Source organism: Falsiroseomonas ponticola (assembly GCF_016805305.1).
In the GTDB taxonomy this organism is placed as follows: domain Bacteria; phylum Pseudomonadota; class Alphaproteobacteria; order Acetobacterales; family Acetobacteraceae; genus Falsiroseomonas; species Falsiroseomonas ponticola.
This window is the reverse complement of the sequence record NZ_JAERQN010000009.1, coordinates 19,832-31,906: the sequence shown is the minus strand read 5'-3', so window position 1 is coordinate 31,906 and position 12,075 is coordinate 19,832. Positions and strand designations below refer to the sequence as shown.

The window sequence follows — 12,075 nt, the reverse complement described above, 5'->3', positions numbered from 1 at the left end:
GGCGGGCTGGCGGCGGCTGGAGGCGGATTGCGCCGCGCGGCTCGGCCGAGGCGTCAGCCGCCGCCGATCCCGGCCACGACCTTGCCGGTGCCGCCGCAGGATTCGCAGCGCGCGGCCCCGATGGTGCCCTTCCCCTGGCAGGCGGGGCAGAGATCCTCCCCGGTGCCGGGGGTGCCGGGGGGCGCGACGTCGCCGGGGTTCGTCGCGGGTTTGTCGCCGTCCTGCGAAGCCATGCGCCATCCTCCCCTGGGGATGGCGGCAACGCGGGGGAGGCCGGGCCGTTCAGCGCCGATCCGCGCGCGGATCCAAGGCATCCCGCAGCCCGTCGCCGACCAGGTTGAAGGCGAGGACGACGATGAAGATGGCGGCCCCCGGCGCGATGGCGAGCCAGGGCGCGCCATCCAGGAAGCGCTGGGCGCTGTTCAGCATGGAGCCCCAGGAGGGCGCGGGTGGCTGCTGGCCGAGGCCGAGGAAGCTGAGGGAGGCTTCCGCGATGATCGCCTCCGCGATCGCGAGCGTCGCCTGCACCAGCAGCGGCGGGATGATGTTGGGCAGGACATGGACGAAGGCGGTGCGCCAGGGCGGGTTGCCGAGCGAGCGCGCGGCCTCCACCCAATCCGTGCTCTTCGCATCCAGCGCCATACCGCGCGCCAGGCGGACGAAGACGGGGCTGGCGGTGATGGCGATGGCGATCATCGCATTCTCCAGCGCCGGGCCGAGGAAGGCGGCCAGCGCGATCGCCAGGATCAGGAAGGGGACGGAGAGCATGGCGTCCGCGATGCGGGAGATCGTCGCATCCACCCAGCCGCCCGCGAGGCCCGCCAGCAGGCCGATGGGCACGCCGATCAGCACCGCGCCGAGCACGGAGATGACGCCGGCCATGAGGGAGGCGCGCGCGCCCCAGATCATGCGCGACAGCACGTCCCGCCCATTCTCATCCGTGCCGAACCAGTGGAGTTCGGAGGGCGGCTTGCGGATGCGGGACCAGCTGGTCGCGATGGGGTCATAGGGCGCGATCCAGGGGGCGAGCGCCGCGATCAGCACGAAGGCGACCACGACGATGAGGCCCGCCACCGCGAGCTTGTGGCGGAAGAAGCGGCGGATGGCGCGGCGGGCGGGGGACTGGCCCTTCTCCAGCGCCGGCGCGCCGGTGGCGGTGGTGGTGCTCATGCCTGCCTCAGGCGCGGGTTGATCGCCATGTAGAGGATGTCGGCGATGAGGGAGAGGAGGACGAAGATCAGCGCGGTGGCCAGCACCACACCCTGCACCACCGGATAGTCCCGGTTGAAGACGGCATCGACGACCAGCTTGCCGAAGCCCGGGATGGTGAAGATCTGCTCCGTCAGCACGGCACCCGCCAGCAGCCGGCCGAATTCGATGGTGCCGAGGGTGACGACCGGGATCAGCGCGTTGCGCAGCGCGTGGCGGCGCACGACGGTCTTTTCCGCCACGCCCTTGGCGCGGGCGGTGCGGATGTAGTCCTGGCTCAGTGCCGTCAGCATCGCGGCGCGGGTGTGGCGCATCAGCACGCTGGCGACGCCGGTGCCGAGCACGAAGGCGGGCATGATGGTGGTGGCCAGCGACTGGATCGGGTCCTCCCACAACGGCACGTAGCCCGAGGGCGGCAGCCAGCCCAGCTCCACGCTGAACAGCAGGATCATCATGATGCCGAGCCAGAAATTCGGCGTGGAGATGCCGAACAGCGCGATGCCGTTGGCCGCCCAGTCCGTGGCGGTGTCGCGCTTCACGGCGGAGAGGATGCCGAGCGGCACGCCGATGACGATGGCGATGAGGAAGGACATGGTGGCGAGCTGGATCGTCACCGGCAGCTTCTGGAGGATGAGGTCCGTCACCGGCATGCGGATGCGCCAGGAGAAGCCGAAATCCCCCTGCACCACATTGCCGACCCAGTAGAGGTACTGCTCGATGATCGGGCGATCGAGCTTCAGCTCCTCCCGGATCTGCTGCAGCACCAGCGGGTCGCCGCGCTCCTCGCCCGCCAGGATCAGCGCGGGGTCGCCGGGCATCAGCTGCTGCAGGCCGAAGATCATGAAGGAGAGGATGATGAGCGTCGGGATGATCTGCCCGAGGCGTCGCAGGAGCCAGGCCCACATCGTCAGGCGTTCCTTTCAGTCAAGGCGGACATCCTGGAAGCGGACCAGGCCGTCGGGATGCGCCTGCAACCCGCGCAGGCGCGCGGCATAGGCGGTGATGTTCATGCGGTGCCAGAGATACATGCGGCTGCGGTCGCGCCCGATGGCGATGCGCCAGGCGGCGTCGTAGAGCGCGAGGCGCTTCGGCGGGTCGGTCTCCGCCCGCGCTTCGTCCAGCAGGCGGTCCACCTCGGGGTCGGCGTACTTGCCCTCGTTGGTGGCGCCGCGGCTATGGGCGCCGTGGTAGATGTTGCCATCGGGGTCGGGGCGGCCGGACCAGGCCGTCAGGGACGCCTCGAAGTCGCCGCGGTTCGAGGCGGCGAGGCCGGAGGCGTATTCCATCGCATTCAGGCGCAGGTCGAAGCCGGCGTCGCGCACCATGGCCTGGATCATCTCCCCGACCTGGCGGAGGTCGGGGCTGTTCGGCACGGTCAGCGCGACGGGGATGGGCGTGGTGGCGCCGGCTTCGCGCAGCAGGGCGCGGGCGCGGTCGAGGTCGCGCCCCGGCACAGGGCCGATGCTGCGGAGGTGGTAGGCGGAGGCGGGCGGCACGGCCTGGACCGTCGGCGTGTATTGCCCGCCATAGACCACCTGGTTGATGGCCTGGCGGTCGATCGCGGCCTCGAAGGCCGCCCTCACCCGCGCATCCTGGCCGAGCGGCGTGCGGGAACGCGGGCCGTTGCCGAGGTTGAAGGTGATGACCTGGTAGCCGAGTTCCTCGGCCTGGGCGATGCGGAGGCGCGCATTGCGGCGGAGCGCGGGGACGTCGTCCGGCTCGATCTGCATCGCCACATCCAGCGCGCCGGCCTGGAGGTTCGCGCGGCGCGCGGTGTTGTCCGGGATGGCCTGGAAGGTCACGCGCGGGATGTGGATGCGGCCGGCGTCCCAGTAGCCCGGGAAACGGTCGAGGACGATGCGGTCCTGCGCGATCCGCTCCACGAAGCGGAAGGGGCCGGCGCAGACCGGGGCGCGGCCGAAATCGCGGCCCGAGGCCTCGATGGCCGCGGGGCTCAGGATCATGCCGGCGCGGTCGGAGAGCTGCGAGAGGAAGGCGCCGGAGGGGGCGTCGAGGCGGAGCAGCACGGTCTGCGCATCCACCACCTCGATCGCCTGGAGGTTGGTGAGTTCGCCGCGGCGGAAGCTGCCCTGCATGGTCAGGTGGCGATGGAGCGACTGGCGAACGGCCTCCGCATCCATCGGCCTGCCGTCATGGAAGGTGACGCCGGGGCGGAGCGTGATGCGGAGCGTGCGTTGGTCCTGCCAGGACCAGCCGGTGGCGAGCTGGGGGACGAGTTCCAGCCTGTCGTTCACGTCGAAGAGCTTGTCGCAGAGCCCGATGAAGACCGTGCGGCTGGCGAAGGTGCGCGCCAGCGTCGGGTCCAGGATATCGGGATCGTCCTTCAGGCCGATGCGCAGCGGCTGCGCGACGGCGGCCTGCGCCGCCGCCAGCATCGCGAGGAAGGCGAGGACGCCGCGCATCGGCCGTCTCCTCAGTTGAAGCGCAGGCCCTGCAGGCGGATCAGCCCGTCCGGCACCGGCACGAAGCCCGTCAGGCGCGTGGAGTGGCCGACGATGTTCTTGCGGTGCCAGAGATAGATGCGGTGGCGGTCCTGCCGCAGGCTGATCTGCCACATGCGTTCATAGAGGGCGAGGCGCTTCGCCGTGTCGGTCTCCACCCGCGCCTCGTTCAGCAGGCGATCCACCTCGGGGTTGGAATACTTGCCGTCATTCTGCGGGCCCTGGGTGTGGATGAAGGTCCAGGTATTGCCATCGGGGTCGGCGCGGCCGGACCAGGCGAGGAGATAGGTCTCGAAGTCGCCCCGCGTCGCGGCCTGGAGGGAGGAGGCGAACTCCATCGCGTTGATGCGGAGTTCGAAGCCGGCCTCGCGCACCATGGCCTGGATCACCTCCGCCACCTGGCGGAGATCGGGGTTGTTCGGGACCGTCATCTCCACCGGCACGGGCGTGCGGATGCCGGCCTCCGCCAGCAGCTGGCGGGCGCGGGCGACGTTGCGGGCCTCCGGCTGGATGGAGCGGGCGTGGAAGGGGTTGGAGGGGGGCACGGCCTGGGCGGTCGGCGTGTACTGGCCCTCATAGACCACCTGGTTGATGGCGGCGCGGTCGATGGCGAGTTCGAAGGCCTCCCGCACCCGCGGGTTCTGGCCCATCGGCGTCTGCGCGCGGGCGCCGTTGCCGATGTTGATGGTGATGCCCTGGTAGCCGAGTTCGTCGGACACGCTGACGCGGAGCCGCGGGTTGCGGTTCACCTGGCGGAGGTCATCGGGCTCGATCGTCTGCACCAGCTCCAGCGAGCCGGATTGCAGGTTGGCGAGGCGGACCGTGTTGTCCGGGATGGGCAGGTAGGTCACGCGGTTGAGGTGGATGCGGCCGGCGTCCCAGTAGTCCGGGAAACGCTCCAGCACGATGCGGTCCTGCGCCACGCGTTCCACGAAGCGCATGGGGCCGGCGCAGACGGGGCGGTTGCCGAAGTTGCGGCCGGCGGCCTCCGCCGCGCGGGGGCTCACGATCATGCCGGCGCGGTCGGTGAGCTGGGAGACGAAGGGCGCGAAGGGCTCGCGCAGGCGGATGCGGACGGTCTGCGGGTCCACGACCTCCGCCCCCGTCATGGAATTGATCTCGCCGCGGCGGAAGCTGCCCTGCATCGTCAGGTGGCGGTTCAGCGAATAGACGACGGACTCCGCCGTCATCGGATCGCCATCGTGGAACTTCACGCCCTGGCGGATGGTGATCAGCAGGCTGAGCGGATCCTCCCACCGGTAGCCGGTGGCGAGCTGGGGGACGATTTCCAGCTTGTCGTTGATGTCGAAGAGCTTGTCGCAGAGGCCGGCGAAGACGATGCGGCCGACGAAGGTGCGGGCCAGCGTCGGGTCGAGGATGTCGGGGTCTTCCCGCAGGCCGATGCGGATGTTCTGCGCCTGCGCCGCCGGCGCGGCGGACAGCGCGGCCAGGGCGAGGAAGCCCATGGCGAGGGTCTTGCGGATCATTGCCGTCATTCTCCCGTTTTCTGGTCGCTGAAGAAGGCTTGCAGGCGCTTCAGGCGTTCGCCCCCGGCATCGCGTTCATGGCGCGCGATGGCGGAGGGCAGTTGCGCCTGCAGGTGGCAGGCGGCGCGGTGTCCGTGATCCGCCAGGGGCGGGATTTCCGCCGCGCAGATCGCCTCGGCATGCGGGCAGCGCGTGCGGAAGCGGCAGCCGGAGGGCGGGTTGATCGGGCTCGGCGCATCGCCTTCCAGCAGCGCGGCGGCGCCCCTGCTGTGCCCCTGGCCCGGCACGGCGGCCAGCAGCGCGCGGGTGTAGGGGTGCTTCGGATTCGAGAATACCTCGGCGGCGGGCCCTTCCTCCACGATGCGGCCGAGATACATGACGGCGACACGATCCGCGATGTGGCGCACCACGCCGAGGTCGTGGCTGATCAGCACGAAGGTCAGGCCGAGTTCGCGGATGAGGTCCTGCAGCAGGTTGATGACCTGCGCCTGCACGGAGACGTCGAGCGCGGAGACGGGTTCGTCACCGACGATCAGCTTGGGGCCGGAGGCGAGCGCGCGCGCGATGGCGATGCGCTGGCGCTGGCCGCCGGAGAATTCATGCGGCCAGCGCCGCGCGAGTTCGGGCCGGAGCCCGACGCGGGAGAGCAGTTCCGCCACCCGGTCACGCTCCTTCGCGCGCGGGACGATGCCGTGCAGGCGGAGCGGCTCCGCCACCGCCTGCTCCACCGTCATGCGCGGATCGAGGCTGGCGAAGGGGTCCTGGAAGATCAGCTGCATGTCGCGGCGCCGGGCGCGCAGCGCGGCGGCGGAAAGGCCGCGAAGGTCCTCGCCCTCGAACAGGATGTTTCCTGAGTCGGGCTCGATCAGCCGCAGGGCCAGGCGGCCGAGGGTGGACTTTCCGCAGCCCGACTCGCCCACGATGGCGAGCACGCTGCCGCGCGGCACGCTGAGCGAGACGCCATCCACGGCGCGCACCGCGCCCCTGGAGCGGCCGAGCGCGTCCCGCACCGGGAAGGCGCGGGCGACGTCGCGGAGTTCGAGCATCGGCGCGGTCACGCGGCGTTCTCCAGCATCGCCGCGCTCACGCGGCGTTTCGCCAATATCGCCGCGCTCACGCGGCGTTTCGCCAATATCGCCGCGGTCACGCGGCGTTCTCCAGCATCGCCGCGCTCACGCGGCGTTCTCCAGCAGCGTGTCGAGCGGGGCGCGCCAGCAGGCGACCTCATGCCCCGGCAGCACGGCGGCGATGGGCGGTGCCTCCTGCCGGCACTTCTCCAGCGCGAAGGGGCAGCGGGCGGCGAAGCGGCAGCCGGGCGGGGGATGCAGCAGGTCCGGGACCGTGCCCTCGATGCTGGCCAGGCGGGCGGCGCCGCCTTCCAGCTTCGGCGCGGCGCCGAGCAGGCCGATGGTGTAGGGGTGCTGGGGGGCGGCGAAGAGCTGCTCCGCCGGCGCGCGTTCGGCGACGCGGCCGGCATACATCACCACGACATCATCCGCATGGTCCGCGACCACGCCGAGGTCATGGGTGATGAGCACGACAGCCGTTCCCGTCTCCCGCTTCAGCTCGTCGATCAAAGCGAGGATCTGCGCCTGCACCGTGACGTCGAGCGCGGTGGTGGGCTCATCGGCGATGAGCAGCCGCGGCTTGCAGGCCAGCGCCATGGCGATCATCACGCGCTGGCGCATGCCGCCGGAAAGCTGGTGCGGATACTGGCGGGCGCGGCGCGCGGCATCGGGGATGCGGACGCGGGCCAGCATCTCCACCGCGCGGTCGAAGGCGGCCTTGGGGTCCAGCTTCTGGTGGATGCGCAGCGCCTCCGCCACCTGTTCGCCGGCGGTGAAGGCGGGGTTCAGGCTCGTCATCGGCTCCTGGAACACCATCGCCATCTCGCCGCCGCGCTTGCCGCGCCATTCCTCCGGCGTCAGGGTCGAGACCTCCCGCCCCGCCAGGCGGATGGAGCCGCCGATGCGGCCGCCGCCGGGCAGCAGGCCCATGATGGCGAGCGCGGTGACGGATTTGCCGCAGCCGCTTTCGCCGACCACGGCGGTGGTGCGGCCGGGCGCCACGGCGAAGCTGACGCCATCGACCGGGCGCAGCAGCCCACGATCGGTCGGGAAGCTGACGGTGACGTCGCGGAGTTCGAGGACGGGGTCGGCCACTATTCCTGCTCCGCCTGCGCGGCCGCGATGGCGGCCTGGATCACGGCGCGGTCGAAGACGCCGGGGTGGTCGGCGCCCCACTGGTCTACGCTGGGCAGGAAGCGCCGGAAATGGCGCGTATAGCCGTGCCAGACGCGGTAGATCCGGCGAAGCTCCGCCAGCGGATCCGCATGGTCATCGACGCGCAGGTCGAGGTCCGGGATCGGGCCATCGGAGGCGACCTGCAGCGCGACGGATTGCCGGCCGCGCTTGTCGCCGCCCGCTGCCTCCCCGGCTTCCATGGCCAGCATCAGGCGCTCGGCCAGGGGCAGGCCCGCGCTGCCCAGGAAGGCGTCGCGCGTCGCCGCGATCACCTGCGGGCCGGCCAGCATGTTGCCGGCGACGGAGACATCGGGCGCCGCGACATGGCCGCACCAGCCGATGCAATCGGCGCCGGTGTGTTGCGCGCTGCGGCCATCGGCGGAGAGCAGATGGGCCTGGCGGGTGGCGCGGCCGGCATCGGCCTCGATCAGGGAGGCCAGCGCCTGCTCCGCCCCCTGCCCCGCCTTGAAGCCGGCCAGGGCGCGGGGCGCGATCCAGGGGTTCACCAGTGCCTGGGTGGCGGCGGCGCCGACGCCGCCTTCCACCCGGGGACAGAGCGCCCCCACGGCCAGGAAGCGGCTGGCCACGGCGACGCCGAGTTCGCCCGTCGCCGCGTCTCGCGCAAGGATGGACCAGGTCATGCCCGGTCATGTGACACAGACTTGCGGGGACGCAAGCCTGTATCCCAGGACCTTGGCGCGTCACGGGGCAGGAATCTGCCCAAGGACCGGACAAGCTGCCCCAGGCGTCGGCATCCACCAACGCCCGCGGTCAGGCGGCGAGGCTTCCGGCATCCTCCAGCGGGGTGGCGAAGGCCAGGCGCAGCACCCCGTCCTCCGCCCCCAGCACGCGGGCGGGCATGGCGCGGCCGATGGCGGGCATGTCCAGCTCCACCGCCATGCCCGCGGGCAGCGGCGGCGCGCCCCGCAGCGCGGCGCCGCCGGTGGCGACGTTGTCCACCCGCACGGCATGCACGCGGCCGGCGGCGCGCAGCACGGCCGGCAGGCCGGTGGCGAAGCGTGGCGCGTCGCGCCGGTCCACCGCATCGCCCGATCCGCGCACCGCTTCCACCAGTGCGCGGCGCAGCGCGCCCATGCCATCCGCCACGCTGGCCGCGGCGCCGTTCACCGTGGCGGCGCGGTCGCCGAGCTCCCGGCTCGCCTCCCCGATCGAGGCGATGCGCCCGGCCATGTCCCGCGCGGCATCGGCGGTGGCGGAGACGGTGCGGGCGATGCCGGTGGTGGCGGCCTGCTGCTGCGTCATGGCGGCGGCGATGCTGCCCGCGATGCCGTCCAGCTCCGCGATGGTGCCGAGCGTGGCCCGCACGGCGCCGACCGCGGCTTCCGTCGCGGCGCCGACATCCTGGATGTGGCGGGCGATCTCCTCCGTGCTGCGGGCGGTCTGGGTCGCGAGCGACTTCACCTCCGACGCCACCACGGCGAAGCCCTTGCCGGCCTCTCCGGCGCGGGCGGCCTCGATGGTGGCGTTGAGGGCGAGGAGGTTGGTCTGGCCGGCGATGTCGCCGATCAGCCGCGCCACGTCGCCGATGCGCGCCACCGCCTGCTGCAGGCCGGCGATGGCCTTCGTGCCTTCCTCCGTCTCCCGCACCGCGCGGCCGGTGGCGGCGGCGGCGGCTTCCACCTGGCCGGCGATGCTGCGGATGCTGGCGGTCATCTGCCCGGTCGCGGCGGCGCCGTTCTCGGCATCCTGCAGCACGGCGCGGGCGGCGGCGCCGAGTTCCGCGGTGGCGGTGGCGGCGACGGCGGCGCGGGTGCTCATCGCTTCCGCATCCGCGGCAACCAGCGTGACCTGGTGGCTCATCGCCTCCGCCGCCGTGCGGGCCTCGGCCTCCACCCGGTCCGCCATGGCGCGGAGGGAGCGGGTTTCCGCGGCATGGGCGGCTTCGCGCATGGCGTCCTGTTCCGCGCGCAGGCGGACGGCGTCCTGGCTGCGGCGCTTCAGCACCTCCAGCGCCGCGGCCATGGCGCCGATCTCGTCGCGCCGCGCGGCTTCCGGCACGGCGATGTCGAGCCGGCCTTCCGCGATCTCCCCCATCGCGCCGGTGAGGCGGGAGAGCGGGCGGATGACCTGGCGGCGCAGCAGCAGGGTGGCGAGGATGCCGGCCAGGGCGGAGAGCCCGCCGATGACGAGCAGCGCCGTCAGGCCGAGCGTGCTGCCATGCGCCTTGATGCCCGCCGTCAGCGCATCCGCTTCCGCCATGAAGCGCTGGGTCGCGGCATCCAGCGCGCGGTTCACGGCGGTGCGGTTGGCTTCGTTGTTGCCGAGGCGATCGGCCCCGGCCGCGCCTTCCACCAGCGCGACCCTCACCATCTCCTCCCGGAAGCGCATGAATTCGCGGAGCGAGGCGGCGACGGGCGTGACGGTGGGATCGCCGGGCGGGGTCTTCGCCTCCAGCTCCCGCAGGTGGCGGTCGAGGTTGGCGAGGTGGCGGCGCAGGCCGGCGGCGAAGCGGTTGACCTCCGCCATGTCCTTGCTGAGGTAGAGGCCGCGGCTTTCCATCACCGCGGCGAAGACCTGGCCGTCCAGCTGCGCGGTCAGGCGCGCGCGGGCGAGCGCGACGGCCATCTCCTCCACATCGTCGTTGTAGTCGTTGACGATGTAGAGGGCGGTGAAGCCGCCGCCGACGCCGCAGAGCGACAGCAGGACCAGGACGATCTGGATCCGCGCGGCGAGACCCCGGAACAGTCGCGACATGACGTGCACCCCAGTGAAGCGGGATGCACGATCATGCCGAAACCCTTAACCATCACTGTAAAGTGACGGGACCTACAGCTTGACCTTGAGGAGGTTGCCGATCTCCCCCACCAGGCCGCGGCGAAAGGCCAGCACGGCGGCGATGAAGATGACGCCCTGGATCACCAGCACCCAGGCGCCGAATTCCGCCAGGTAGGTCTGCATGGTGACGATGACGGCCGCGCCCGCGACCGGGCCGAAGATGGTGCCGAGGCCGCCGACGAGGGACATCAGCACGACCTCTCCCGACATCGTCCAGAGGACATCGGTCAAGGTCGCGATCTTCATGGCCAGCGCCTTCACCGCGCCGGCCAGGCCGGCGATGCCGGCGGAGAGCACGAAGGCCATCAGCTTGTAGTCATCCGTGCGGTAGCCCAGCGAGATGGCGCGCGGTTCATTGTCCCGGATCGCCTTCAGCACCTGGCCGAAGGGCGAATGGACGACGCGGTGGATGAGGAGGAAGCCGCCGAGGAAGACGCCGGCCACCACCCAGTACATGGCGAAGTCGCTGTTCAGGTCGAAGATGCCGAAGAGGTGGCCGCGCGGGATGGCCTGGATGCCGTCCTCGCCGCCGGTGAAGGGGGCCTGGACGCAGAAGAAATAGACCATCTGCGCCAGGGCCAGCGTGATCATGGCGAAGTAGATGCCGGTGCGGCGGATGGCGAGCCAGCCGAAGGGAATGCCGAGCAGCGCGCCGGTGGCGCCGCCCAGCAGGATGGCCACTTCCGGCGTGACGCCCCAGGCCTTGGCGGCATAGCCGCTGACATAGGCGCCCATGCCGAAATAGGCGGCGTGGCCGAAGCTCAGCAGCCCGACATAGCCGATCAGCAGGTTGAAGGCGCAGGCGAAGAGCGCGAAGCAGAGCAGCTTCATCAGGAAGAAGGGATAGACCACGAAGGGGCTGGCCAGGACGATGACGACCAGCGCCAGGAAGGCCGCCGCCTGCGGGCGGGTGAAGCCGAAGAAGACTTCCTGGTCCACGGCAGGGGGCGCGCCGGGGGACGCGGTGGCGATGCTGCCCTCGGCCATGGTCAGGCCCTCCCGAACAGGCCGGCGGGGCGCGTCAGCAGCACCACGGCCATGATGACGAAGACGACGGTCTGCGAGGCCTCGGGCCAGAACACCTCCGTGATGCCCTGGATGAGGCCGAGCATGAAGCCCGTGACGATGGAGCCCGCGATGGAGCCCATGCCGCCGATGACGACGACGGCGAAGACGGTGATGATGAAGTTGGCGCCCATGGCGGGGCTGACCGAATAGATCGGCGCGGCCAGCACGCCCGCGAAGGCGGCCAGCGCGACGCCCGCGCCATAGGTCAGCGTCATCATCAGGGGGACGTTGATGCCGAAGGCCTGGACCAGCTGCGGGCGTTCCGTGGCGGCGCGCAGGTAGCTGCCGACCTTGGTCTTCTCGATGACCAGCCAGGTGGCCAGGCAGACGGTGGTGGCGGCGATCAGCACCCAGACGCGATAGCCCGGCAGGAAGAAGTCGCCGAGTTCGAGGTCGAGCGCGCCGAATTCCCGCGGCGGCGCGTAGCGCTGGCCGGAGGAGCCGAAATTGTTGCGCAGCACCCCTTCGATGACGAGCGCGCAGCCGAAGGTCAGCAGCAGGCCGTAGAGATGGTCGATGCGATACAATCGGGAGATCATCGCCCGTTCCATCGCGACGCCGATGGCGCCCACGATGAGCGGCGCGATGATCAGCGCCGGCCAGTAGCCGATGCCGAGCCAGGACAGCAGCATCCAGGCGACGAAGGCGCCGAGCGTGAACTGCGCGCCATGCGCGAAGTTGATGACGTTGAGCATGCCGAAGATGACGGCAAGGCCAAGCGACAGCAGCGCGTAGAAGGCGCCGTTGATCACGCCGAGGATGACCTGCGGCATGGCCAGTTGGATCTCGAACAGCAGGTCTTCCATGCCT

11 protein-coding genes are annotated in these 12,075 nt (G+C 71.2%); all 11 read right to left on the bottom strand.

Going from position 1 to position 12,075, the window contains the following annotated elements:
* Positions 1-53: 53 nt before the first annotated feature.
* Entirely contained in the window at positions 54-233 is a 180-nt protein-coding gene (locus JJI54_RS22655; RefSeq protein ID WP_203075398.1) for a hypothetical protein, read from the bottom strand.
* 49 nt (positions 234-282) lie between these two features.
* On the bottom strand, positions 283-1,170 hold the full coding sequence (locus JJI54_RS22650) for an ABC transporter permease (protein WP_203075396.1): 888 nt from the start codon (positions 1,168-1,170) through the stop codon (positions 283-285).
* Entirely contained in the window at positions 1,167-2,114 is a 948-nt protein-coding gene (locus tag JJI54_RS22645) for an ABC transporter permease (protein WP_203075394.1), read from the bottom strand. The genes JJI54_RS22650 and JJI54_RS22645 overlap by 4 nt, the downstream gene beginning before the upstream one ends.
* A 15-nt stretch (positions 2,115-2,129) precedes the next feature.
* A complete protein-coding gene (locus JJI54_RS22640; RefSeq protein WP_203075393.1) occupies positions 2,130-3,632 on the bottom strand; it encodes an ABC transporter substrate-binding protein in 1,503 nt (500 codons plus the stop codon).
* A gap of 11 nt (positions 3,633-3,643) precedes the next feature.
* Positions 3,644-5,167 (bottom strand): ABC transporter substrate-binding protein, encoded by a 1,524-nt coding sequence (locus JJI54_RS22635; protein WP_226382018.1) that lies wholly within the window; start codon positions 5,165-5,167, stop codon positions 3,644-3,646.
* Positions 5,164-6,216, bottom strand: coding sequence for an ABC transporter ATP-binding protein (locus tag JJI54_RS22630; RefSeq protein WP_318987557.1), 1,053 nt, complete (start codon positions 6,214-6,216; stop codon positions 5,164-5,166). Before JJI54_RS22630 ends, JJI54_RS22635 begins: the two co-directional genes overlap by 4 nt.
* 114 nt (positions 6,217-6,330) lie before the next feature.
* Positions 6,331-7,320 (bottom strand): ABC transporter ATP-binding protein, encoded by a 990-nt coding sequence (locus tag JJI54_RS22625; RefSeq protein ID WP_203075391.1) that lies wholly within the window; start codon positions 7,318-7,320, stop codon positions 6,331-6,333.
* Positions 7,320-8,042 (bottom strand): DUF1028 domain-containing protein, encoded by a 723-nt coding sequence (locus JJI54_RS22620; protein ID WP_203075389.1) that lies wholly within the window; start codon positions 8,040-8,042, stop codon positions 7,320-7,322. The genes JJI54_RS22625 and JJI54_RS22620 overlap by 1 nt, the downstream gene beginning before the upstream one ends.
* Before the next feature lie 130 nt (positions 8,043-8,172).
* Positions 8,173-10,116, bottom strand: coding sequence for a methyl-accepting chemotaxis protein (locus JJI54_RS22615; RefSeq protein ID WP_203075387.1), 1,944 nt, complete (start codon positions 10,114-10,116; stop codon positions 8,173-8,175).
* A 72-nt stretch (positions 10,117-10,188) separates the two neighbouring features.
* The gene (locus JJI54_RS22610; RefSeq protein WP_203075385.1) at positions 10,189-11,184 is read right to left on the bottom strand and encodes a branched-chain amino acid ABC transporter permease; all 996 of its coding nucleotides are present in this window, start codon (positions 11,182-11,184) and stop codon (positions 10,189-10,191) included.
* 2 nt (positions 11,185-11,186) lie between these two features.
* Positions 11,187-12,071, bottom strand: coding sequence for a branched-chain amino acid ABC transporter permease (locus JJI54_RS22605; RefSeq protein WP_203075383.1), 885 nt, complete (start codon positions 12,069-12,071; stop codon positions 11,187-11,189).
* Positions 12,072-12,075 lie beyond the last annotated feature (4 nt).